Raw genomic sequence first — 25,617 nt, 5'->3', positions numbered from 1 at the left:
ACACCGGGCTATTTGCAGATTATGCCGTGAGTAATCGGGCTGGATTATCAATACAAAGCTTGCGCAGAGTATCGTTGTCTACTCCGCGAGCAGCCAGATAGGCGAGGAAGACATTCGGGACAAACCCCCAGCCATTTCCGCCATTTTTCGCCCACATCTGTTTGAGAAAAACATCATGGCTTAAAACGATTTGGTCGGCGTAACCCAGTGCAATCAGATTCGCTACTGCATCTGCGGTCTCCTGAACGCCCGGCGCGACACCTTCTTTTGGGAAGGTGATGTCCAGACCAATCATGTCAAATTCAAGCCATACGCCACGGTCGAGCATTTTACGTTGATAGACGACATCTTTTCCTGAAGGGTCCGAATGCGCCAGCGAGACTTTTGCCGGAGAGACGTTCATTTCTTCCAGCATGATATCCAGCACCTCATCACCCAGTCGCAGCCACCCTGGCATATGGATATTCATCGCCGTGTGGGGGTTGTTACATTGTGCCAGAGACGCTGCCCGCAGGCTGTTACGCTCCGCTTGGGTAAACGCGGGAGATACGCCGATTTCACCGATCATGCCCGCGCGAATATCCGTCTCGCCAATACCCTGATTCAGTTCTTTATCAATGAGTGAGGCTAACAGCTCAACAGGTTTATGGATCCGGGTGCTTTCAAATTTCTCCAGATAAGGTCCGGATGACGCAACGATATTCAAACCCGTTTTTAAGGCAACTTCTCGCAGCGCTGAGGCGTCCCGTCCAATGGATTCTGATCCGGTGGCGTCGACAATCGTCCTGCCGCCCAAAGACATAAAGTTATTGATTTCGAAGATAACATCATCAATCTCTTTGCGGTCCATGTTATCGGCGCAGCAGTATGGGTCGTGTTTCAGCCCCCACTGCAGGTCAGCACTGACTTTCTTTCCCACCAGTTGCTGTGAAAAAGCATAATGTGGCTCGTCTACGACCGAAGACAGATCGTTAAACAGATGTTCATGCGGTAGCGTCAGCCCCATATCCGTATGCGCCACCGGGCCTGTTACGGTTTGCAGGAAACCTTTCATTCTGACACCTCTATTCTTTGCGCCATTTTGGATGCTCTGTATTCAGGGATGGTGGTCACAATCGCACCGACTAACGCGAACAGCGTACCGATGATGGTGACCAGGTAGACCGTATTGCCTAATGAAGGGATCAATTCATCAATTAGCACTGAGCCAAGCAGTTGGCCTGCTGTTGACGCTACGCCCAGCATCAATAGCCCTAAGCCTCTCACCAGAATCGCCATTAGCCCGATGGACAGCAGACCCAGCGGACCACCGAGATACATCCACCATGTATCGGGTAACTGGATGGTGACATGGCCTAATGCGATACGTATCGCCAGCGCCGCGCCCAGGACACAAAAGCCGACGATGAAGTTCCATGTAATGGACACCAGCATGGAGCCCGTTGCCTCGGCGACTTTCGCATTCCCTGCAGGCTGCCAGCCAGCGAGTAACCCTGCCAAAAAGGGGAGGATAGCGAGCAGGATAAACGAGGTTGAGTGCCACTGTGGCGACACGACAAAAATGGTGGCGATAACGGCGAACAATGCGCCAGTAATGCGCCATGGCGTAAAATATTTCTTCTCCTCCACACCGATGCCAAAACGGTCGCACAGCAGGCCGGAAAGGAGCAGAGCGGAAATTAATGCCGTTTGAAAGGTGGCAACGCCCAGCGCGCTGGCAGATGCGCCTTCAGAAAATACAACCATCGCCCCGCATAATCCTGCAAACCAATTCCATAGCGGGATTTTTCTCTTTTTAATCAGAGTAGGGATTGAGGCGAATTGCTGGCGTGTTTCTTTGCGCGCAATAATAATAAAAAACATGACGACCAGACCGCTGGCAAACGAGATTACTGCACAAGCATTACCGTCTTGTAACCAATGTCCTAACTGCCCATTAACGGCAGACTGCATCGGGGAAAGCATACCGGCTAAGATGGTGGCAAGCATCAGTAAGGGGGTTGAGTACTTATTCTTGTTCATACATCAATCCTTATATTTTATAAAAGGAGTAACTTTCGTTACTCCATTGTTTTTTATTTTCTGGCGATGAATTGAAGCGTGTTGACCCACAGGTCGGTATAAAATGGCCATGACATAAACTGCTGGGTTCCCCAGTGTGGGGAGCAGTCGCTCATAAAGCAGGCGGTTTTACCCTGTTGGTATTCACCGAACACTAACAATGGGTCATTATTTATTGTTAATACGACATTGGCATCGTCTCTGGCGACGGCCTGGTTATATCCAAGAAATACCGGATAATCTGAGAACCCGTTAACAACAGGATGTTCAGGTGAGACAGCCTCAGCACAAATACCCTCTGGCTTTTCTACCCGGTCATCGCCATCAAGCATAATAACTGGCAGAACCTCAGCAAGAACGGTGTTCTTATAATTGGCTTTTGCCTCAATACCCATGAACGACAGATAGCCGCCAATCATGAGTAGTCCACCGCCATTTTTGACGTACTCTTTAATGGACTCCAGAGCGTTTGGTTTTATTTTTAGCTGATAAAATGTCTCGTTTTGCAACAGGAAGGTATTACTACCAATGTCGCTAATAACAATCACATCGTAACGATTTAATTCGTCAATACTCTCTGGAAAGGCAATTTGTACCGTGTGGGCAGGCATGTAATCAATATCAACGCCGCCTTTCCTCAAGCATTCCAGTAACCATGTAGCGCCTTCTTCATATTTACTGGAGGTGAAACTGTCATAACCTTTTGAATGAATCATATGAATATGCCAGGATTCTCCAATAAAGAGCACCTTTAGTTTTTTCTGCGTATTGTTCATAGTCTGCTCCTTGATTTAGTGAGTAGAGATAGTTTGTTTGTAATGTGAACCCTGAATACGATGAAGAACGGAGTCGTTTTCCGGCATATCAGAGGCATTAGGCGTTTCAACCGCAAGTGAGGCAAATGCGCTGGCGTAGCACAATGCGGATGCCAGTGACTTTCCTTTTGCAAGACCAGATGCGAGGGCGCCATTGAAAGCGTCACCCGCTCCCGCCGTATTTTTTACAACTGCCGGAAATGCCGGGGAATAGATGAATTGTGTGCCATCATAAGCAAGCGAACCTTTGCTACCTAATGTAATAATGGTATTTTTGACGCCTTTCTGATGAATAATTTTGGCCGCGCATTTGGCTGATTCGATATCATTAACCGCCATATTGGCCAGCAGGCCTGCTTCCGTTTCATTTGGCGTAATATAGTCAATGTTATCAATGATGGTGTTAACCATGTCATTGTATGGCGCTGGATTGATGATGACCGGTATGTCATTTTTTTGTGCGAGACGAATTGTTTGCTGCAGCGCTTCGTAATTCGTCTCCAGTTGGACAAGAACAATATCTGAATGAATAATGGCTTCTTTCTGAATGGTGATTTCATCAGGGGAAATTGTCATGTTGGCGCCAGGGTAGATAGCGATGACGTTATCTCCGGTATCTCCATTCACCATGATGGTTGCTGTACCTGTTTGTGTTTCTTTGGTCTGGTAGATAACACTTTTATGGATTTTTGATGAGTTTATAAAATTAATGGCGTAATCACTAAAATGGTCTGAGCCGACTTTAGTAATAAAATGCACATCAGAGTCGGCATAGCTTGCTGCTAATGCCTGATTACATCCCTTACCGCCGGGTGAAAAAATAAATTTATCGGCCAGCAATGATTCTCCCGTTGAGGGTAATCTCGGTAGATAACTGATAATATCAACATTGAACGAGCCAATAACACATACATTATTTTTCATGGCAGAGAGACCTTTTTTTATTTTCTGCGCTGATTCATATTTTTCCAGCACATAAGCAATTTCATTTTTTGCGACGTTATCAAGAGAATCAAGGGTAATAAATGCACCACCATGACAGCGAGTAAGATATCCCTGTCCGGCAAGTTCATTGAGATCTGAACGAATAGTTTCCTTTGTTACCTTGAGACTTTTCGCCAGATTTGAAACTTTTACAACTCCCGAAATACTGAGTTCCTTCAATATTCTATGATGGCGTTCAAATTTCATTTTTTACCTCACCGTGGTTAAATTAGTCCCGGGAGGAGTATATTGTTGTGATTGTCACCATAAAGTGATGGCAGAAACCAAAAAAAAACAAAAATGTAATATTGATATTGCTAAAATTACGGAAAAAACGGTGATAAAGCTTAAAGCGGCAATAACCATGCGGTTCAGATGGTTATTGTTTTGATATAGGGGAAGTAGGTTGCAATAACTGGAATGTTGTGAAGGTTTGTGACGTTTCGCCCCACAGGGTGGGGCGGGGAAGCGCTATTTCACGCGCGCCATAAAGTACGCATCAACGTACTCACCGTTGCGCAGGCCGTATTTCTTACCGGTGCCTTCGATTTCAAAGCCGTACTTCTTATACACCGCCACCGCGGGCTCGTTATCAACAAATACCGTTAACTCGATACGCTCGACGCGCAGCCAGTTGTCACACATGTCGATTATCGTGCGGATCAGCGCGCTGGCAATGCCGCGATTGTGCCACCGGGCATCCACGCAGATACCAAAATCGGCCACGTGGCTGCGGCGGGGACGTTGGGTGACCTGAATAGAAAGATGGCCAACGACAATATCGTCAATGCAGGCAACCAGTTGTTTAACCCCGGCTTGCTCGGTTAGCCGCGCCTGCCACATTTCGAGGGAAGGATGAGGAACCTGTAGCGTGTTGTGATACACCTCCGGCTGGGCGTGGATCTGACGAATGGCGTCGTAATCTTTCGGTTCAGCGTGGCGTATCACTATTTCACTCATTCCTTATCTCCTGCAGGGGTAATTGTGTATTTACACTCGCTGAGAAAGAAAATTCCGTCAACCGCATTTTTTTGCAAAAAGAAGTAGACAAGTGCGAATGAGAATGATTATTATTGCCGTGCGTTCAGGGGAACCCCTACGGAGAACCTGAAAGCACGACATTGCTCACATTGCTTCCAGTATTACTTTAGCCAGCTTTTGCTGGCTTTTTTTTGGGTTTTGTTTCAGCCTGGCTTACTTGTCATTTTGTCCCCGGGAAGTGCTCGTGCTCCTCACGTACATTTAGTACGCTCCGGGCCCTGCGCGCTTGCCGTGAACAAACTGACCGCGACGCCGACGGCCGATCTTGAGGCATCTGCTTTTGTAGGCCCGAAAAGTCTTCTCCGCCACCGTCAAAGAATCCAACATTCAGTCTCCTCACGCTTTGCGCTATGGTGTAAACAATCATCTTCAAAAGGATCGTCTCATGACCTTACACTGCGCATTTATTGGATTCGGTAAAAGCACCACCCGTTACCATCTCCCCTACGTTCTGAATCGGAAAGATTCCTGGCATGTCGCGCATATTTTCCGTCGTCACGCTAAACCGGAAGAGCAGGCGCCGCAGTATTCACATATTCACTTCACCAGCGATCTGGATGAGGTGTTGGGCGATCCGCAGGTAAAACTGGTGATCGTCTGTACGCATGCTGACAGCCATTTCGAATACGCCAAACGCGCGCTGGAAGCGGGTAAAAATGTGCTGGTTGAGAAACCTTTCACGCCGACGCTGGCGCAGGCAAAAGTGTTGTTCGACCTGGCGCGAAGCAAAGGACTGACCGTCACGCCATATCAGAATCGGCGTTTTGATTCCTGTTTTCTCACGGCTAAAAAAGCGATTGAGAGCGGGAAACTGGGCAAGATTGTCGAAGTTGAAAGCCATTTTGACTACTACCGACCCGTGGCGGAAACCAAACCGGGCCTGCCGCAGGATGGCGCTTTCTACGGACTTGGCGTCCACACCATGGATCAAATTATTTCGCTATTTGGCCGCCCGGATCATGTCGCGTATGACATTCGTAGCCTGCGTAATAAAGCGAATCCGGATGACACCTTTGAAGCGCAACTGTTTTATGGCGATTTGAAGGCTATCGTTAAAACCAGCCATCTGGTGAAAATTGATTACCCGAAATTTATCGTGCATGGGACTAAAGGTTCGTTTGTGAAGTACGGTATCGATCAACAAGAAACCAGCCTGAAAGCGAACATTATGCCCGGTGAACCCGGTTTCGCCGCTGACGAATCCGTCGGTGTGCTGGAGTATGTCAATGACGACGGCGTTACGGTGAAAGAAGAGGTGAAACCGGAAACGGGTGACTATGGTCGTGTTTATGATGCGCTGTACCAGACGTTGACCGTCGGTATGCCTAATTACGTCAAGGAATCTGAAGTTCTTACCAATCTGGAAATCCTCGAACGTGCTTTCGAACAGGCATCGCCTACGACGATAACCCTCGCTAAATAGCCATTACAGACTCCTCTGCGCTTATTCATATTTTTTGAACAGAGGAGTCAATTTTCACCCTCTATGATCCCGGACGGAATGAGTCCACACTTATTCCATCGAAAACATCTGGGGGTGAATACAATGATCTACTTACGCAAAGCAAACGACCGCGGTCATGCGAATCATGGCTGGCTTGACTCCTGGCATACTTTTTCTTTTGCCGATTATTACGATCCGAACTTTATGGGGTTCTCGGCGCTGCGTGTGATTAACGACGATGTGATCGACGCAGGCCAGGGGTTCGGCACGCATCCGCATAAAGACATGGAAATTTTGACCTATGTGCTGGAAGGTGCCGTAGAACACCAGGACAGTATGGGCAATAAAGAACAGGTTCCGGCCGGTGAATTCCAGATTATGAGCGCCGGGACCGGCGTTCGCCACTCCGAGTACAACCCGAGCAAAACGGATCGTCTGCGGCTGTATCAGATCTGGGTCATTCCGCAAGAAACCGGCATCACGCCGCGCTACGAACAGCGTCGCTTCGACGCCGCGCAGGGCAAGCAACTGGTGCTTTCGCCAGATGCTCGTGATGGTTCGCTGAAGGTCCACCAGGATATGGAGCTGTACCGCTGGGCGCTGCTCAAAGATGAGCAGTCGGTGCATCAGATTGCCGCTGAACGCCGCGTCTGGATCCAGGTGGTAAAAGGTAACGTGACCATTAACGGTACCAAAGCGACGACCAGCGACGGCCTGGCGATTTGGGATGAGCAGGCAATCTCGATTCATGCCGACAGCGACAGCGAAGTGTTGTTGTTTGACTTGCCGCCAGTCTAACGTGCTGTAACCTTTTGTAGGCCGGATAAGACGCGAAAGCGTTGCCATCCGGCTTTTCATCGTTTGTCATTAATTCCGCACGTCCGTGGTAAACTGGGCAAATCTATCCCTTTTATACCTTTCAGGACGATGAAAAAGAAAAGACCCGTACTTCAGGATGTGGCCGACCGTGTGGGCGTGACCAAAATGACGGTCAGCCGTTTTTTGCGTAATCCGGAGCAGGTCTCCGTCGCGCTGCGGGGTAAAATTGCGGCTGCGCTTGATGAGCTCGGGTACATTCCTAATCGCGCGCCTGACATTCTTTCCAACGCCACCAGCCGCGCCATTGGCGTTCTGCTGCCGTCTTTAACCAACCAGGTCTTTGCGGAAGTGTTACGCGGCATTGAGGCTGTCACCGACGCGCATGGTTATCAAACCATGCTGGCGCACTACGGCTATAAACCGGAGATGGAGCAGGAGCGCCTGGAATCGATGCTCTCCTGGAATATCGACGGCCTGATCCTCACTGAGCGTACCCATACGCCGCGCACCTTAAAAATGATCGAAGTCGCCGGGATTCCGGTGGTGGAACTGATGGACAGCCAGTCGCCGTGTCTCGATATTGCCGTTGGTTTTGACAACTTCGAGGCCGCCCGTCAGATGACCGCCGCGATTATCGCGCGCGGTCATCGTCATATCGCCTATCTGGGGGCGCGCCTCGACGAACGTACTATCATCAAGCAGAAGGGCTATGAACAGGCGATGCGGGACGCAGGCCTGGTTCCTTACAGTGTGATGATGGAGCAATCTTCATCCTACTCTTCCGGTATCGAACTCATGCGCCAGGCGCGACGCGAATACCCACAGCTTGACGGTATTTTTTGCACCAACGATGACCTGGCGGTGGGGGCGGCCTTCGAATGCCAGCGCCTGGGGCTAAAAATCCCGGACGACATGGCGATCGCCGGGTTCCACGGTCATGACATCGGCCAGGTGATGGAACCGCGTCTGGCAAGCGTCCTGACGCCGCGCGAGCGAATGGGCAGCATTGGCGCGGAACGCCTGTTGGCCCGCATTCGCGGCGAAACGGTCACGCCGAAAATGTTAGATTTAGGTTTCACCTTGTCACCGGGCGGATCTATTTAGTCTGACAACTTTGAAGTAGCTCACACTTATTCACTTTTGGCACGAATGGTCATTGCGTCGTGAATGGTGCGGTTGGACAATGTTACCGATAACAGTTACCCGTAACAAATTTTGCAACTTGTAGAGTGGGGGCCCGCTTTGAGCACGACTAATCATGATCACCACGTTTACGTTCTGATGGGCGTATCAGGCAGCGGTAAATCCGCTGTCGCAAGCGCCGTGGCGCATCAGCTTCATGCCGCGTTTCTGGACGGCGATTTTCTGCATCCGCGCTGCAATATTGAAAAAATGGCCTCCGGCGAGCCGTTGAATGATGATGACCGCAAACCGTGGTTGCAGGCGCTGAACGACGCCGCTTTCGCGATGCAGCGTACCAATAAAATCTCGCTGATCGTCTGTTCCGCACTGAAAAAACACTATCGCGACCTGCTGCGCGAGGGAAACCCGAACCTCTCCTTTATCTATCTGAAAGGTGATTTCGACGTCATTGAAAGCCGTCTGAAAGCGCGCAAAGGTCATTTCTTCAAAACCCAGATGCTGGTGACGCAGTTTGAAACGCTGCAAGAGCCGGGTGCCGACGAACGCGATGTTCTGGTGGTGGATATCGACCAGCCGCTGGAAGGCGTCGTGGCGAGCACCATTGAGGTCATCAATAAAGGCAGTACGCTGTGAGTACATTAACACTGGTTTTAACCGCCGTCGGTTCCGTCTTACTGCTGCTGTTTCTCGTGATGAAGGCGCGTATGCACGCCTTCGTCGCGTTAATGGTCGTCTCAATGGGCGCGGGGCTTTTTTCAGGGATGCCGCTTGATAAAATCGCCGCGACCATGGAAAAAGGGATGGGCGGCACGCTGGGCTTCCTGGCGATTGTGGTCGCGCTGGGGGCGATGTTCGGTAAAATTCTGCATGAAACCGGCGCGGTCGATCAGATAGCCGTCAAGATGCTTAAATCCTTTGGCCATAACCGCGCGCACTATGCGATTGGCCTGGCCGGCTTGATTTGCGCGCTCCCGCTGTTCTTTGAAGTGGCGATTGTGCTGCTGATAAGCGTGGCGTTCTCAATGGCGCGTCATACCGGCACAAACCTGGTGAAGCTGGTCATTCCGCTGTTTGCGGGCGTGGCGGCAGCCGCGGCGTTTTTGTTGCCTGGGCCTGCGCCGATGCTGCTGGCTTCCCAGATGCATGCTGATTTCGGCTGGATGATCCTGATTGGGCTGTGCGCCGCCATTCCTGGCATGATTATCGCCGGGCCGCTGTGGGGGAATTTTATCAGCCGTTACGTTGAGCTGCGTATTCCTGACGACATTACCGAGCCGCATCTGGGCGAAGGCAAAATGCCTTCTTTCGGCTTCAGCCTGTCGCTGATCCTGCTGCCGTTGGTGCTGGTAGGACTGAAAACGATCGCCGCGCGTTTTGTGCCGGAAGGTTCCACCGCTTACGAATGGTTTGAGTTTATCGGCCACCCCTTCACTGCGATTCTGGTCGCTTGTCTGGTAGCGATTTACGGCCTGGCGATGCGTCAGGGGATGCCGAAAGACAAAGTGATGGAAATCTGCGGCCACGCGCTGCAACCGGCGGGCATTATTCTGCTGGTGATTGGCGCAGGCGGGGTGTTCAAACAGGTACTGGTTGACTCCGGCGTCGGCCCGGCGCTGGGCGAAGCGTTAACCGGTATGGGACTGCCGATTGCCATTACCTGCTTTGTACTGGCGGCGGCGGTGCGCATCATTCAGGGTTCCGCGACCGTGGCGTGTTTAACCGCGGTCGGTCTGGTGATGCCGGTCATTGAGCAACTGAATTTCTCCGGCGCGCAGATGGCGGCGCTCTCTATCTGTATCGCCGGCGGTTCAATTGTGGTTTCTCATGTTAACGACGCCGGCTTCTGGCTGTTCGGTAAATTTACCGGCGCGACCGAAGCGCAGACGCTGAAGACCTGGACGATGATGGAAACTATCCTCGGCACGGTCGGCGCGATTGTCGGAATGATTGCTTTCCAACTGCTGAGCTGAGTCTTGTTGCCCGGTGGCGCTGTGCTTACCGGGCCTGGAAACGGGCACATATCGACACCGTAAGCCGGGTAAGGCGTAATCGCTACCCGGTTTTTTTATTGAGGTGTGCATGGCAATCGCCCAACGACATTTTGCCTCGCCATGTTTCAGTACGCGCATAAAAGCAGGCAAATTTCTACGCTGATCCATAATTAGGATCAATAAAACAGCGACGGAAATGATTCCCTTCCTAACGCAAATTCCCTGATAATCGCCACTGGACTTTCTGCTTGCGCGGTAAGGCAGGATAAGTCGCATTACTGATGGCTTCGCTATCATTGATTAATTTCACTTGCGACTTTGGCTGCTTTTTGTATGGTGAAGGATGCGCCACAGGATACTGGCGCGCATACACAGCACATCTCTTTGCAGGAAAAAAACGCTATGAAAAATGTTGGTTTTATCGGCTGGCGCGGAATGGTCGGCTCTGTTCTCATGCAACGCATGGTAGAGGAGCGCGATTTCGACGCTATTCGCCCTGTTTTCTTTTCTACCTCCCAGTTTGGACAGGCGGCGCCCACCTTCGGCGACACCTCCACCGGTACGCTACAGGACGCTTTTGATCTGGATGCGCTAAAAGCGCTCGATATCATCGTGACCTGCCAGGGCGGCGATTATACCAACGAAATTTATCCAAAGCTGCGCGAAAGCGGATGGCAGGGTTACTGGATTGACGCGGCTTCTACGCTGCGCATGAAAGATGATGCCATTATTATTCTCGACCCGGTCAACCAGGACGTGATTACCGACGGCCTGAACAATGGCGTGAAGACCTTTGTGGGCGGTAACTGTACCGTTAGCCTGATGTTGATGTCGCTGGGCGGTCTCTTTGCCCATAATCTCGTTGACTGGGTATCCGTCGCGACCTATCAGGCCGCCTCCGGCGGCGGCGCGCGCCATATGCGCGAGCTGTTAACCCAAATGGGTCAGTTGTATGGCCATGTCGCCGATGAACTGGCGACGCCGTCTTCCGCAATTCTTGATATTGAACGCAAAGTTACGGCATTGACCCGCAGCGGCGAGCTGCCGGTTGATAACTTTGGCGTACCGCTGGCGGGAAGCCTGATCCCCTGGATCGACAAACAGCTCGATAACGGCCAAAGCCGCGAAGAGTGGAAAGGCCAGGCGGAAACCAACAAGATCCTCAATACTGCCTCTGTGATCCCGGTTGATGGTTTGTGTGTGCGCGTCGGCGCGCTGCGCTGTCACAGCCAGGCGTTCACCATCAAGCTGAAAAAAGAGGTATCCATTCCGACGGTGGAAGAACTGCTGGCGGCACATAACCCGTGGGCGAAAGTGGTGCCGAACGATCGTGATATCACTATGCGCGAATTAACCCCGGCGGCGGTGACCGGCACGTTGACTACGCCGGTTGGTCGTCTGCGTAAGCTGAACATGGGGCCAGAGTTCTTGTCGGCGTTTACCGTAGGCGACCAGTTGTTATGGGGCGCCGCCGAGCCGCTGCGTCGAATGCTGCGCCAGTTGGCGTAGTAGCTATTGCAGCGCTTATCGGGCCTGCGTGTGGTTCTGTAGGCCGGATAAGGCGTGTCAGCGCCGCCATCCAGCAATATCCGCCAGATAAGGTGTAGTCGGCAAGCAGACGTCAGATTGATATGTAGGGTGCATCGTCACCCTTTTTTTTGCGTAATACAGGAGTAAACGCAGATGTTTCATTTTTATCAGGAGTTAAGCAGAGCATTGGCTATTCTTTAAGGGTAGCTTAATCCCACGGGTATTAAGCCTAACCTGAAGGTAGGACGACGCAGATAGGATGCACAGTGTGCTGCGCCGTTCAGGTCAAAGAAGTGTCACTACCTGATGTTGAATTCAGTGAGATGGAGTGACGCCACAAAACAGGATGACAAACCATGTCCAGTCGTATCGATAGAGACGTGATTAATGCGCTAATTGCAGGACATTTTGCGGACCCTTTTTCCGTACTCGGAATGCACCAGACCCAAGCCGGACTAGAAGTCCGCGCCCTATTACCTGACGCCACCGACGTATGGGTGATTGAACCCAAAACCGGACGTAAAGTCGGCAAACTGGAATGTCTCGACGCTCGCGGTTTTTTCTGCGGCGTTTTACCCCGACGTAAAAATTTCTTTCGCTATCAGCTCGCCGTGACCTGGCACGGACAGCAGAACCTCATCGACGATCCTTACCGTTTTGGTCCATTAATACAGGAAATGGATGTCTGGCTATTGTCGGAAGGCACCCACCTGCGTCCTTATGAAACGCTGGGCGCGCACGCCGATACGATGGATGGCGTCACCGGCACCCGTTTCTCCGTCTGGGCGCCTAATGCTCGTCGCGTTTCGGTTGTCGGGCAATTCAACTATTGGGATGGGCGTCGCCACCCGATGCGTCTGCGCAAAGAGAGCGGTATTTGGGAGCTGTTTATCCCCGGCGCGCATAATGGACAACTGTATAAATTCGAGCTGCTTGATGCGAATGGTAATCTGCGCATTAAAGCCGATCCCTATGCTTTTGAGGCGCAGATGCGTCCGGAAACGGCGTCGATGATTTGCGGACTGCCGGAGAAAGTGACGCCAAGCGAAGAACGACAAAAAGCCAATCAGTTTGATGCGCCGATCTCGATTTATGAGGTGCATTTAGGTTCATGGCGCCGCCATACGGATAACAATTTCTGGCTGAGCTATCGTGAGCTGGCGGATCAGCTTGTGCCTTACGCCAAATGGATGGGCTTTACGCACCTTGAACTCTTGCCGGTCAACGAACATCCGTTTGACGGCAGTTGGGGCTACCAGCCGACCGGCCTCTACGCGCCGACCCGCCGCTTTGGTACGCGGGACGACTTCCGCTATTTCATCAATGCGGCCCATGCGGCGGGCCTTAACGTCATTCTCGACTGGGTGCCGGGCCATTTCCCGTCCGATGAATTTAGCCTCGCGGAGTTTGACGGCACCCACCTCTATGAGCACAGCGATCCGCGCGAGGGCTATCACCAGGACTGGAATACGCTGATCTACAACTATGGTCGTCGTGAAGTCAGTAATTATCTGGTGGGCAACGCCCTGTACTGGATGGAGCGTTTTGGGATTGATGCGCTGCGTGTCGATGCGGTGGCCTCTATGATCTACCGCGACTACAGCCGCAAAGAGGGCGAGTGGATACCGAACGAGTTCGGCGGTCGTGAAAACCTGGAAGCCATTGAGTTTCTGCGTAATACCAACCGCATTATTGGCGAGCAGGTGCCCGGCGCGGTCAGCATGGCGGAAGAGTCGACAGACTTCTCTGGCGTGACGCGTCCACCGGAAACGGGCGGCCTGGGGTTCTGGTACAAGTGGAACCTGGGCTGGATGCACGACACGCTGGACTATATGAAGCTGGACCCAGTGTACCGCCAGTATCATCACGACAAGCTGACCTTTGGTATGTTGTACAACCATACCGAAAACTTTGTTCTGCCGCTGTCGCACGATGAGGTGGTTCACGGCAAGAAATCCATTCTCGATCGTATGCCGGGCGATGCGTGGCAAAAATTCGCCAACCTGCGCGCCTACTATGGCTGGATGTGGGCCTTCCCCGGCAAGAAACTGCTGTTTATGGGGAATGAGTTTGCCCAGGGACGCGAGTGGAACCATGACGCCAGCCTCGACTGGCACTTGCTGGAGGGGGGCGATAACTGGCACCACGGGGTTCAGCGTCTGGTACGCGATCTCAACCACACCTATCGCCACCATAAAGCGTTGCATGAGCTGGATTTTGATGCTTACGGCTTTGAGTGGCTGGTGGTCGATGACAATGAACGCTCGGTACTGATTTTTGTACGCCGTGATAAAGCCGGTAACGAGATCATCGTCGCCAGCAACTTTACGCCCGTTCCTCGCCACGACTACCGTTTTGGCATCAACCAGCCGGGACGCTGGCGTGAAATTCTCAATACTGATTCGATGCATTATCACGGTAGCAACACCGGCAACGGCGGCGTGGTGCACAGCGATGAGATCGAAAGCCATGGCCGTCAGCACTCTCTTAGCCTGACGTTACCGCCGTTGGCGACGATCTGGCTGATGCGGGAGGGGGAATGACGCAGCTTGCGATCGGCGAAGCAACGCCGCATGGCGCAACGTATGACGGTCATGGCGTGAATTTCACGCTCTTTTCCGCCCATGCGGAGCGCGTAGAGCTGTGCGTTTTTGATTCCCGAGGGAATGAGCGCCGCTATGACCTGCCAGGACGTCGCGGCGATGTCTGGCATGGTTATCTGGCAGGCGCCAGGCCAGGTTTGCGCTATGGCTATCGCGTACATGGCCCGTGGCAACCAGCGCAGGGGCATCGGTTTAATCCGGCGAAGTTACTGCTTGATCCTTATGCGCGCCGGGTGGAGGGCGAACTAAAAGATCATCCGCTGTTGCACGGCGGACACGATGAACCGGACTACCGCGATAACGCGGCGGTGGCGCCGAAAAGCGTGATAATCAGCGACCATTATGACTGGGAAGATGACGCCGCGCCGCGCACGCCGTGGGGAAAAACGGTCATCTATGAAGCGCATGTCAAAGGGCTTACCTACCTGCATCCGGAACTCCCCCAGGAGAGACGCGGCACCTATAAAGCGCTCGGTCATCCGGTCATGGTGGCGTATTTCAAACAGCTTGGCATTACGGCGCTGGAACTGTTGCCGGTGGCGCAGTTTGCCAGCGAGCCGCGCCTGCAACGTATGGGACTGACCAATTATTGGGGTTATAACCCGATGGCGATGTTCGCGCTGCATCCCGCCTGGGCCAGTTCGCCCGAGACGGCGCTGGACGAGTTTCGCGACGCGGTGAAAGCGCTGCATCGCGCGGGGATTGAGGTCATTCTGGACATCGTATTAAACCATAGCGCCGAGCTGGATCTGGACGGTCCAACCTTCTCCCTGCGCGGAATTGATAACCGTAGCTATTATTGGATAAGGGACGATGGCGATTATCACAACTGGACGGGGTGCGGCAACACGCTCAATTTAAGCCATCCTGGCGTGGTGGAATACGCGTGCGAGTGTTTGCGCTATTGGGTGGAAACCTGTCATGTCGATGGTTTTCGTTTTGATTTGGCGTCCGTCATGGGGCGCACGCCGACGTTTCGCCAGGATGCGCCGCTGTTCGCCGCGATTAAAGCGTGTCCTGTGTTATCAACGGTCAAGCTGATTGCTGAACCGTGGGATATTGGCGAGGGCGGCTATCAGGTCGGGAATTTTCCGCCACCGTTTGCCGAGTGGAACGATCATTTTCGCGATGCGGCCCGCCGATTCTGGTTGCCGCGTAACCTGACGACGGGGGAATTTGCCTGTCGTTTCGCCGCTTCCAGCGATGTGTTTAAACGCAATGGCCGCACGCCCGGCGCCTCTGTCAATCTGCTCACGGCGCATGACGGTTTTACGCTCCGGGACTGCGTCTGTTTCAATCAGAAACACAATGAGGCGAACGGTGAGGAAAATCGCGACGGCACCAACAGCAATTACAGCGACAATCATGGTAAAGAAGGATTAGGCGGTCCGCTTGATTTAATGGAGCGGCGGCGCGACAGCATTCATGCCCTGCTGGCGACGCTACTGCTCTCTCAGGGAACGCCGATGCTGCTGGCAGGCGATGAACATGGCCATAGCCAGCACGGCAACAATAACGCCTACTGTCAGGATAATGCCTTAACCTGGCTGGACTGGCAGCAGGCAAACCGTGGGTTAACCACGTTTACCGCCGCGCTGATTCGTTTGCGTCAGCAGATACCGGCTTTAACCGGCAATAGCTGGTGGGAAGAAGGCGATGGCAACGTGCGTTGGCTGAATAAAAAAGCACAACCCTTGAGTGCGGATGAGTGGCAAAACGGGCCTAAGCTGATGCAAATTCTGTTGTCGGACCGTTTTCTGATTGCGATAAATGCCACGCTTGAGGTGACAGATATAGTTTTACCCGAAGGGGAATGGCGCGCCGTTCCCCCATTCGCTGGAGAGGATAATCCGGTGATAACGGCGGTCTGGCAGGGACCTGCGCATGGACTGTGTGTGTTCCAGAGAGGATAAAAAAGGAGTTAATCATGGTGAGTTTAGAGAAGAACGATCGTGTAATGTTGGCGCGCCAGCTGCCATTGAAATCTGTTGCCCTAATCCTGGCCGGCGGCCGCGGCACGCGTCTAAAAGATTTAACGAACAAACGCGCCAAACCAGCCGTCCACTTTGGTGGGAAGTTCCGCATCATCGATTTCGCCTTATCTAATTGTCTGAACTCCGGGATTCGCCGTATCGGCGTGATCACTCAGTATCAGTCCCATACGCTGGTGCAGCATATTCAGCGCGGCTGGTCACTGTTTAGCGAAGAGATGAACGAATTTGTCGATCTGCTGCCAGCCCAACAGCGTATGAAGGGCGAAAACTGGTATCGCGGCACGGCAGACGCGGTGACCCAGAACCTGGATATTATTCGTCGCTATAAAGCGGAATATGTCGTCATCCTGGCAGGCGATCATATCTATAAGCAGGACTACTCGCGTATGTTGATCGATCACGTTGAAAAGGGCGCGCGTTGCACGGTGGCCTGTATGCCGGTGCCGATCAAAGAAGCGACGGCGTTCGGCGTGATGGCGGTCGATGAAAGCGACAAGATTATTGATTTTGTCGAAAAACCGGCGAATCCCCCCGCAATGCCTGGTGACGCCAGCAAATCGCTGGCCAGTATGGGCATTTACGTTTTTGACGCCGATTACCTGTATGAATTGCTGGCGGCAGACGATAAAGATGACGCGTCCAGCCACGATTTCGGTAAAGACATTATCCCCAAAATCACCCGCGAAGGTATGGCTTACGCGCATCCTTTCCCGCTCTCCTGCGTGCAGTCCGATCCACAAGCCGAACCGTACTGGCGCGATGTAGGTACGCTGGAAGCTTACTGGAAGGCGAACCTGGATTTAGCCTCGGTGACGCCGGAGCTGGATATGTATGACCAGAACTGGCCTATCCGTACGCATATGGAATCGCTACCGCCTGCGAAATTCGTGCAGGACCGCTCCGGTAGCCACGGTATGACGCTGAACTCGCTGGTCTCCGGCGGCTGCATTATCTCCGGTTCGGTGGTGGTGCAATCTGTGCTCTTCCCACGGGTGAGAATAAATTCTTTTTGTAATATTGATTCGGCAGTGTTGTTACCTGAGGTTTGGGTAGGGCGCTCCTGCCGTTTACGTCGCTGTGTTATTGACCGTGCCTGTATTATCCCGGAAGGCATGGTGATTGGTGAAAATGCGGAAGAGGACGCTCGTCGTTTCTACCGTTCAGAAGAAGGTATTGTACTGGTCACGCGTGAAATGCTGCGCAAACTGCAGGTCAAACAGGAGCGATAATGCAGGTTTTACATGTATGTTCAGAGATGTTCCCCCTGCTGAAGACTGGGGGGCTGGCGGATGTGATAGGCGCGTTGCCTGCGGCACAAATTGCGGATGGTGTTGATGTTCGCGTTCTGCTTCCAGGGTTTCCCGATATCCGTCGGGGGATACCCGATGCGCATGTGGTGAGCCGCCGCGATACTTTCGCCGGTAAGATATCGCTGCTGTTCGGGCATTATAACGGCGTGGGCATTTATCTGATCGACGCGCCGCATCTGTACGAGCGTCCAGGCAGTCCCTATCACGATACGAATTTATATGCTTATACCGATAACGTGCTGCGCTTTGCCCTGTTAGGGTGGGTCGGCTGTGAAATGGCCTGCGGACTTGATCCATTCTGGCGCCCCGACGTGGTGCACGCCCATGACTGGCACGCCGGGCTGGCGCCCGCCTATCTGGCGGCGCGCGGGCGGCCGGCGAAATCGGTCTTTACCGTACACAACCTGGCCTATCAAGGCATGTTTTATGCAAAGCATATGGATGACATCGAACTGCCGTGGTCATTCTTTAATATGCATGGGCTGGAGTTCAACGGACAACTCTCCTTTTTGAAGGCCGGTTTGTACTATGCCGACCATATTACGGCGGTGAGCCCGACCTATGCGCGTGAAATTACCGAACCGCAGTTTGCTTATGGTATGGAAGGCCTGCTGCGTCAGCGTCATCTGGAAGGGCGCTTGTCCGGCATACTGAACGGCGTGGATGAGAAGATCTGGAACCCGGAATCCGATCTGCTGCTGGCGTCGCGCTACACGCGCGATACCCTGGAAGAGAAGGCGGAAAACAAACGTCAGCTACAAATTGCGATGGGGTTGAAGGTTAACGACAAAGTGCCGCTGTTCGCCGTGGTAAGCCGTCTGACCAACCAGAAAGGTCTGGATCTGGTGCTGGAGGCGTTACCGGGGCTGCTGGAGCAGGGCGGGCAGTTGGCGCTACTCGGCGCGGGCGATCCGGTGCTTCAGGAGGGGTTCCTCGCGGCGGCGGCGGAACACCCAGGGCAGGTTGGCGTACAGATCGGCTATCACGAAGCTTTCTCGCATCGCATTATGGGCGGCGCGGACGTCATTCTGGTGCCCAGTCGTTTCGAACCGTGCGGCTTAACGCAGTTATATGGCTTAAAGTATGGCACGCTGCCTCTGGTGCGGCGTACCGGGGGGTTGGCCGATACGGTCTCCGACAGTTCGCTGGAAAATCTGGCGGACGGTATCGCCAGCGGTTTCGTCTTCGAAGACAGTAACGCCTGGTCGTTGCTACGCGCGATTCGGCGTGCTTTTGTGTTGTGGTCACGGCCTTCGCTTTGGCGGTTTGTACAACGGCAGGCGATGGCGATGGATTTTAGCTGGCAAGTTGCCGCGAAATCATACCGCGAGCTGTACTATCGCTTGAAATAGTCATCCAGGAATCATTTATATGAATGCTCCGTTTACTTATGCATCGCCCACACTCAGCGTTGAGGCGCTTAAGCATTCTATTGCCTATAAGCTGATGTTTACGATTGGTAAAGACCCGGTCATTGCCAATAAACATGAATGGCTGAACGCCACATTGTTCGCGGTGCGCGATCGTCTGGTGGAGCGCTGGCTGCGTTCTAATCGAGCCCAATTATCGCAGGAAACCCGGCAGGTTTATTACCTGTCGATGGAGTTTTTGATTGGTCGTACCCTCTCTAACGCGCTGCTTTCGCTGGGCATTTATGACGACGTTAAAGGCGCGCTGGAGGCCATGGGCTTAGATCTCGAAGAGCTGATCGATGAAGAGAATGACCCAGGGCTTGGCAACGGCGGCTTAGGACGGCTGGCGGCTTGCTTCCTGGACTCGCTGGCGACGCTAGGATTACCGGGTCGCGGGTATGGCATTCGCTACGATTACGGCATGTTTAAGCAGAATATTGTCGACGGGCGGCAAAAAGAATCTCCGGATTACTGGCTGGAATATGGCAACCCGTGGGAGTTCAAGCGCCACAATACGCGCTATAAGGTGCTTTTTGGCGGGCGCATTCAGCAGGAGGGTAAAAAAGCACGCTGGATTGAGACGGAAGAGATTCTGGCCGTCGCGTATGATCAGATCATCCCCGGTTACGACACCGACGCCACTAACACACTGCGGCTGTGGAATGCGCAGGCCAGTAGTGAAATCAACCTCGGTAAATTCAACCAGGGCGACTACTTTGCGGCGGTGGAAGATAAAAACCACTCTGAGAACGTTTCACGGGTGCTCTACCCGGACGATTCCACCTATTCCGGACGCGAGCTGCGCTTGCGCCAGGAGTATTTTCTGGTCTCGGCGACAGTGCAGGATATCCTGCACCGTCATTATCAACTGCATAAAACCTATGAGAATCTGGCGGATAAAATCGCCATTCACCTCAACGATACCCATCCGGTGCTGTCAATTCCGGAGCTGATGCGTCTGCTGATTGATGAACATAAATTTAGCTGGGACGACGCGTTTGAGGTGTGCTGTCAGGTCTTCTCTTATACCAACCATACGCTGATGAGCGAGGCGCTGGAAACCTGGCCTGTCGATATGCTGGGGAAGATTCTGCCCCGTCACCTGCAGATTATCTTCGAGATTAACGACTATTTCCTGAAAACGTTGCAGGAGCAATATCCCAACGATACCAGCTTGCTTGGACGAGCGTCGATTATTGATGAGTCGAACGGTCGCCGGGTACGGATGGCCTGGCTGGCGGTGGTGGTCAGCCATAAAGTCAACGGCGTTTCTGAACTCCATTCCAACCTGATGGTGCAGTCGCTGTTCGCTGATTTTGCGAAGATTTTCCCGACCCGTTTTTGTAACGTCACTAACGGCGTTACGCCGCGCCGCTGGCTGGCGTTGGCAAACCCGCCGCTGTCTGACGTGCTGGATGAGAATATTGGTCGTACCTGGCGTACCGATCTTAGTCAGCTCAGCGAGCTGAAACAGCATTGTGATTATCCGCTGGTCAATCATGCGGTGCGTCAGGCGAAGCTGGAAAATAAAAAACGGCTGGCGGTAGTGATAGCGCAACAACTGAATGTGGTGGTAAACCCTAAAGCGTTATTTGACGTGCAGATTAAGCGTATTCACGAATACAAGCGGCAGTTGATGAACGTACTGCATGTCATTACCCGCTATAACCGCATTAAAGAAAATCCGGAGGCCGACTGGGTGCCGCGGGTGAATATTTTTGCCGGTAAGGCGGCTTCCGCCTATTACATGGCAAAACATATCATTCATCTGATCAACGACGTGGCGAAAGTGATTAACAACGATCCGCAGATTGGCGACAAGCTGAAAGTGGTGTTTATCCCGAACTACAGCGTCAGCCTGGCGCAGGTGATCATTCCCGCTGCCGACCTGTCTGAGCAGATTTCGCTGGCAGGAACAGAAGCTTCCGGCACCAGTAATATGAAATTTGCCCTGAACGGCGCGCTCACCATTGGTACGCTGGATGGCGCGAACGTAGAGATGCAGGAGCATGTCGGCGAGGAGAATATCTTTATCTTCGGTAATACTGCCGAAGAGGTGGAAGCGTTGCGCAGGCAGGGTTATAAGCCTCGCGACTATTATGAAAAAGATGAAGAGCTACATCAGGTACTGACGCAGATTGGTAGCGGCGTCTTTAATCCGGAAGAGCCAGGCCGTTACCGCGATCTGGTAGATTCGCTGATTAACTTTGGCGATCACTATCAGGTGCTGGCGGACTACCGCAGCTACGTGGACTGCCAGGATAAGGTGGATGAGTTGTATCGTCGCCCGGAAGAGTGGACGACGAAAGCGATGCTCAACATTGCCAATATGGGCTACTTCTCATCGGACAGAACCATCAAAGAGTATGCCGAAAATATCTGGCATATTGATCCGGTGCGGTTGTGATTATTTTTCCGATGTGACTTAATATTTTTATTAAGCTATTAAGATGGGTGGTAGCGAATATCGCGATTGCCCATTTTTATATTTAGGATGAATAATTGTATGGATGCTGATTTATTAAATAAATATTTATGGACTGTGAAAAAACAGGCTATTGCATTTATTTCTTCAATTCTGTTGCTGGAGATGATTTCACCGCTGGGCCTGGCAGAAGACGCCTTACCAAAAGGTAAAGATTACCCTGCGGTTATTTATCATGGGAAAACGGCGACAAGCGTAGACCGCACGGATGAGTTCACCAATATGTTCCACACACGTTTCAAAGAAGCATTGCAGAACGACGCAGTTTTTGCGGGTGAGTATGCCCAGACCGAATGGGGCTGCGGCGGTTCTGGGTGTCATGTTATTGCTTTTATCAACAAGCGAACAGGGCGCGCGTTATCCCACACCTTTCAGGTCTATTATAGCGGGACGGACGAAGAGCCGCAGCCTATAGGTGAAGAGATTCTGTATATGGATAAAAAGAGTCGATTGCTGGTAGCTTATAAAACCACTGAGTCGTTGGAGAAGTCTTATGATTATTATCTTCTCAATGGCAATGAGTTAGTGCTTATTCGCAAAGTTCCAGATAAAGGAGGCTACTGACAAACGCCGGAGCCTAGTAAATGTTGGATTGCATCCAACGAAAATTTGTAACGCATTGATATTTTGGACTTGTTGGGTGGGGCGAAGCGTAACCCAACATCAAACAGCGCCAATAGCTTCGTCAGCGGTCTGAAAGGCTTATAGATTCTGGCAGCCAGACGGTGATGCTGGCGAAAGTAATGAAAAATACCCGGATGATGTCGCCACAGAAAACTGAAGTAGTGAGCGTAATGGACGGCATGATTAAGGTAATTGCCGAATATCGCAACACTCACGGCGCAATTGGCTACGCCTTCCGCTATTACGCTACGCAGATGCACAGCAATAAAGAGATTAAATTACTGGCGATAAACGATGTTGCGCCGACGGTTGAAAATATTCGTAACGGCAGTTACCCGTACACGGTTGATGTTTATATGGTCACCCGTGAACACCCCACAGCGGAAACACAAAAGCTGGTGGACTGGTTTCTAAGCCCGCAGGGACAACAGTTGGTGCAGGATGTGGGATATGTACCGCTGTATCCGGCCGCGAAATAAAGGGACTAAATGGAAGAGGTTAAATTATATGTGGAACTGGTAGGCGTAGACCCGGCCAGCGACGCTGATATTCGTATTGCACGGCGTGAATCCACTTCGTGGCATAAAGATATTGTTGCTGAGCTGATTAATCAGGTCCTCGACGAGAGTGAAGCATTCATGGGCGCGCAGGGGCTGGAAGGGCTGCATGTATATGATGTCATGTTAGGGATTGGCTTAACATCTAGTGGTATCTGGCCTGGATTTTCTCTTGAGCCTGATACGATTAGCCGTATTAGCGCCTGCGGTGCGTCGTTGGACTTCGATCCTTATATTGATGTGGTGCCAGCTCATACCTGCGACATCAAAACACTCGATGATTTCACGGTCATTTTTTCCGCGCAGGGTTTTCATCAGCAGCGGAGCGTGATAGCCACGCGTGGCCTTCGTGAGTACGGCGATGCGACTGATATTTTTATCTTTCAGGTATTTAAGGACGCCTTGAAATACCACAACGACAATAGCCTGAGGGTATTCAGGAAAAAGCAGTCGGCGTTGACGCTATACGCCCGGTTCTATCAGGCTAAAAGCGGTTGCGAGGAAAGTTGTACGAGCTGTCAGGAGTTGTGTACCAGGCCTGGCTTTCATTTGCCGCGTGAGGTCTTTATTCGCCTCAATGCCGCTCAGGCGCGCTTTGTATATTGGCCATTTGAGAGACGGCGGCTACCGGTATGGTGAGGTGGGGCGCTGCATTGAGCATCATCGCTGTGCTGACCGCCTGCGATGATCGCCTGGTAAGCTATTTTCCTGATTATGCCGCCATACCCGAGCAGTCCGGTATCTGGACCTGGCTGCCTGTGTTCTTTCCATCGTCCGCCAGTGAAATAGAAATGACGTTTAACCTGGACAGCAATCTTTTTTATGCTGACTTTAGCGTGGCCGACGGTGATAAACGCGCGCATTTTGAAAGGGTGCTGGGGGAGGAGAGCGTGGTTCATTATGCCAACTTTTCTCATAAAAGCTGGTGTAAAACGGGGAAAACTCTCTGGAATAGCGAAGCGCTGGCAAAACCCTTCTTTATTACCCAAATAAGTGTCGAGCGCTACCGTATCACTAATCATATGCCCGGCTGTACAAAACCCGGCGAGTGAATGCGGTATGTGGCGAAAAGGGCGGTATAAACCGCCCCGGATTTTATTACGACGCCAGTGAAAGCTGGTGTTTCTCAACATACGCCGCCAGCCACTGGGTGATGCGGGACTGCTGCTCGGCGGTCAGCCACATGCCTTCTTTGGTGCGACGCCAGATAGCGTCTTCAGTACGGCGCACCCATTCGTGATCCACCAGGTACTTGAGTTCCGCTTCGTAAAACTCATGACCGAAATCTTCGCCTAAATCAAGCAGTGACGTAGCTTCGCCGAGAATCCACTCCGTGTTGCTACCGTAAGTGCGCGAATAGTGGCGCGCCAGCGATTCCGTCAGGAACGGATAACGACGACGCAGCTTCGCCGCGTAATCTTCGCGGCTGCCGTCGATGTCGCCGCCGGGCAGTACGCACGTTTTGGTCCATGCCGGCCCGATGCCTGGATAATAAGACGCCAGTTTTTCCATCGCGTGTTCGGCCAGCTTACGGTAGGTCGTGAGCTTACCGCCAAACACGGAAAGCAGCGGCGCTTTGCCGTTTTCATCATGGATATCCAGGGTATAATCGCGAGTGATCGCCTGCGGTGAGTCGGACTCATCATCGCACAGCGGACGGACGCCGGAGTACGTCCAGACGATGTCATCGCGCCCCAGTTGTTTCTGGAAGTGCGCGTTATAGACCTTCAACAGGTAATTAATTTCGCTCTCTTCGATTTTTACCGCTTTCGGATCGCCTTTATATTCGACATCGGTTGTGCCAATGATCGAAAACTCCTCCATCCACGGAATGACAAAGACGATACGTTTATCTTCGTTTTGCAGAATATACGCCTGCTTCTGATTATGGACGCGCGGCACGACGATATGGCTGCCTTTGATCAGGCGGATGCCATACGGTGACGGCAGATGCATCCCTTCGTCGAAGAACTGTTTGACCCACGGTCCGGTGGCGTTAACCAGTCCGCGCGCCTGCCAGACATATTTTTTACCGGTGTCGATATCTTCCGCTTCGACAATCCACAGGCCATTTTCCCGACGAGCGGCGGTTGCGCGAGTACGGGTAAGGACTTCGCCGCCTTTACGCACCACCATCTGTGCGTTAGCCAGCACCAGACGCGCATCGTCTACCCAGCAGTCGGAGTATTCGAATCCGCGCACAATTTCCGGTTTGAGTACCGAATCTGCGCCAAACCGCACACCGGTGGAACCGGGTAGACTGGTACGTTTGCCGAGGTGATCGTACATAAACAGACCGATACGGATCATCCAGGCCGGACGTAAATGCGGGCGGTGCGGCAGACGAAAACGCATCGGGAAGGCGATGTGCGGCGCCATTTTCAACAGCACTTCACGTTCGGCCAGCGCTTCGCTGACCAGACGGAACTCGTAGTGTTCAAGGTAGCGTAAGCCGCCGTGGATAAGTTTCGAACTGGCGGAAGAGGTCGCGCAGGCCAAATCCTGCGCTTCCAGCATGAGTACGGACAAACCGCGTCCGGCGGCATCAGCCGCGATGCCTGCACCGTTAATGCCCCCGCCTATCACGATCAGATCTTTGGTTTCCATGCTGCCCTCTTGCACTTTCGTTAAAGTTCAAAAATGTTCGTTATCGAACATAATAGCAAAGAAACGCGCTATTGGTAACATCGAAAAAACATTTTAGAGTGATATGTATAACATTATGGCGTTAAGCTACTCCGTCAACGTACACTGGGCGATAAAATGCCTTAATTGGCTTCACCGGCAATCATGAAAGAGCGATT

The 25,617-nt window shown here is 52.3% G+C and carries 20 protein-coding genes and 2 pseudogenes; 15 read left to right on the top strand and 7 right to left on the bottom strand.

Features of this window, described 5'->3' with window-relative positions:
* Positions 1–19: 19 nt before the first annotated feature.
* The 5 genes from J4614_RS15515 to yhhY form a co-directional block, all read right to left on the bottom strand.
* Positions 20–1,054 (bottom strand): phosphotriesterase, encoded by a 1,035-nt coding sequence (locus J4614_RS15515; protein WP_208293232.1) that lies wholly within the window; start codon positions 1,052–1,054, stop codon positions 20–22.
* Complete coding sequence (locus J4614_RS15510) at positions 1,051–2,022, bottom strand: DMT family transporter (RefSeq protein WP_001038948.1); 972 nt, start codon at positions 2,020–2,022, stop codon at positions 1,051–1,053. Before J4614_RS15510 ends, J4614_RS15515 begins: the two co-directional genes overlap by 4 nt.
* Before the next feature lie 53 nt (positions 2,023–2,075).
* A complete protein-coding gene (locus J4614_RS15505) occupies positions 2,076–2,837 on the bottom strand; it encodes a glutamine amidotransferase (protein WP_039513560.1) in 762 nt (253 codons plus the stop codon).
* A gap of 15 nt (positions 2,838–2,852) precedes the next feature.
* Positions 2,853–4,067 carry a PfkB family carbohydrate kinase gene (locus J4614_RS15500; RefSeq protein WP_023181724.1) on the bottom strand — a complete coding sequence of 405 codons (1,215 nt, stop codon included), beginning with the start codon at positions 4,065–4,067 and terminating at the stop codon, positions 2,853–2,855.
* A 264-nt stretch (positions 4,068–4,331) separates the two neighbouring features.
* A complete protein-coding gene (gene yhhY / locus J4614_RS15495; RefSeq protein ID WP_080191471.1) occupies positions 4,332–4,820 on the bottom strand; it encodes an N-acetyltransferase in 489 nt (162 codons plus the stop codon).
* A gap of 466 nt (positions 4,821–5,286) precedes the next feature.
* Here yhhY and J4614_RS15490 point away from each other — a divergent pair, with 466 nt between their 5' ends.
* From J4614_RS15490 to gntU, 5 genes are all read left to right on the top strand, one after another.
* Positions 5,287–6,324: an oxidoreductase gene (locus J4614_RS15490; protein WP_208293231.1), complete on the top strand. Its 1,038-nt coding sequence runs from the start codon at positions 5,287–5,289 to the stop codon at positions 6,322–6,324.
* A gap of 123 nt (positions 6,325–6,447) precedes the next feature.
* Positions 6,448–7,143, top strand: a complete 696-nt coding sequence (locus J4614_RS15485; protein WP_000639793.1) for a pirin family protein — start codon at positions 6,448–6,450, stop codon at positions 7,141–7,143.
* A gap of 129 nt (positions 7,144–7,272) precedes the next feature.
* Positions 7,273–8,268 carry a gluconate operon transcriptional repressor GntR gene (gene gntR, locus J4614_RS15480; protein ID WP_000730239.1) on the top strand — a complete coding sequence of 332 codons (996 nt, stop codon included), beginning with the start codon at positions 7,273–7,275 and terminating at the stop codon, positions 8,266–8,268.
* Between the two features lie 138 nt (positions 8,269–8,406).
* On the top strand, positions 8,407–8,940 hold the full coding sequence (gntK, locus tag J4614_RS15475) for a gluconokinase (protein ID WP_000108342.1): 534 nt from the start codon (positions 8,407–8,409) through the stop codon (positions 8,938–8,940).
* Positions 8,937–10,277, top strand: a complete 1,341-nt coding sequence (gene gntU, locus J4614_RS15470) for a gluconate transporter (protein ID WP_000105950.1) — start codon at positions 8,937–8,939, stop codon at positions 10,275–10,277. Before gntK ends, gntU begins: the two co-directional genes overlap by 4 nt.
* Here the strand turns inward: gntU and J4614_RS15465 are convergent.
* Positions 10,200–10,574: pseudogene (locus J4614_RS15465) on the bottom strand (MarC family protein); the annotation flags it as partial. The gene gntU and the pseudogene J4614_RS15465 overlap by 78 nt on opposite strands.
* A gap of 126 nt (positions 10,575–10,700) precedes the next feature.
* Here J4614_RS15465 and asd point away from each other — a divergent pair.
* From asd to J4614_RS15415, 10 genes and pseudogenes are all read left to right on the top strand, one after another.
* Positions 10,701–11,807: an aspartate-semialdehyde dehydrogenase gene (asd, locus tag J4614_RS15460; protein WP_000799940.1), complete on the top strand. Its 1,107-nt coding sequence runs from the start codon at positions 10,701–10,703 to the stop codon at positions 11,805–11,807.
* Positions 11,808–12,184: 377 nt separating this feature from the next.
* Positions 12,185–14,371, top strand: coding sequence for a 1,4-alpha-glucan branching enzyme (gene glgB, locus J4614_RS15455; RefSeq protein ID WP_000098558.1), 2,187 nt, complete (start codon positions 12,185–12,187; stop codon positions 14,369–14,371).
* Positions 14,368–16,344 (top strand): glycogen debranching protein GlgX, encoded by a 1,977-nt coding sequence (gene glgX / locus J4614_RS15450; protein WP_208293230.1) that lies wholly within the window; start codon positions 14,368–14,370, stop codon positions 16,342–16,344. The genes glgB and glgX overlap by 4 nt, the downstream gene beginning before the upstream one ends.
* A 14-nt stretch (positions 16,345–16,358) precedes the next feature.
* Positions 16,359–17,654: a glucose-1-phosphate adenylyltransferase gene (gene glgC / locus J4614_RS15445; RefSeq protein ID WP_000253995.1), complete on the top strand. Its 1,296-nt coding sequence runs from the start codon at positions 16,359–16,361 to the stop codon at positions 17,652–17,654.
* Positions 17,654–19,087, top strand: coding sequence for a glycogen synthase GlgA (gene glgA / locus J4614_RS15440; RefSeq protein WP_001197669.1), 1,434 nt, complete (start codon positions 17,654–17,656; stop codon positions 19,085–19,087). Before glgC ends, glgA begins: the two co-directional genes overlap by 1 nt.
* Positions 19,088–19,106: 19 nt before the next feature.
* Positions 19,107–21,554: a glycogen phosphorylase gene (glgP, locus tag J4614_RS15435; RefSeq protein ID WP_000993424.1), complete on the top strand. Its 2,448-nt coding sequence runs from the start codon at positions 19,107–19,109 to the stop codon at positions 21,552–21,554.
* 99 nt (positions 21,555–21,653) lie between these two features.
* The gene (locus J4614_RS15430; protein WP_000338410.1) at positions 21,654–22,196 is read left to right on the top strand and encodes a hypothetical protein; all 543 of its coding nucleotides are present in this window, start codon (positions 21,654–21,656) and stop codon (positions 22,194–22,196) included.
* Between the two features lie 47 nt (positions 22,197–22,243).
* Positions 22,244–22,735, top strand: a pseudogene (locus J4614_RS15425) (substrate-binding domain-containing protein); the annotation flags it as partial.
* Positions 22,736–22,744: 9 nt separating this feature from the next.
* Positions 22,745–23,452, top strand: a complete 708-nt coding sequence (locus J4614_RS15420) for a hypothetical protein (protein WP_079849672.1) — start codon at positions 22,745–22,747, stop codon at positions 23,450–23,452.
* A complete protein-coding gene (locus tag J4614_RS15415) occupies positions 23,446–23,865 on the top strand; it encodes a hypothetical protein (RefSeq protein ID WP_000252749.1) in 420 nt (139 codons plus the stop codon). Before J4614_RS15420 ends, J4614_RS15415 begins: the two co-directional genes overlap by 7 nt.
* A 46-nt stretch (positions 23,866–23,911) precedes the next feature.
* Here J4614_RS15415 and glpD read toward each other — a convergent pair whose 3' ends face one another.
* Positions 23,912–25,420, bottom strand: a complete 1,509-nt coding sequence (gene glpD / locus J4614_RS15410; protein WP_000448178.1) for a glycerol-3-phosphate dehydrogenase — start codon at positions 25,418–25,420, stop codon at positions 23,912–23,914.
* Positions 25,421–25,617: the final 197 nt, after the last annotated feature.

Origin of the sequence: Salmonella sp. 32031103-2018-00083-FB-01-SM-01 (assembly GCF_017571995.1) — a bacterium.
GTDB lineage: Bacteria > Pseudomonadota > Gammaproteobacteria > Enterobacterales > Enterobacteriaceae > Salmonella > Salmonella enterica.
Note: the sequence above shows the minus strand (reverse complement) of the source record. Positions and strands in the feature narration are given on the sequence as shown.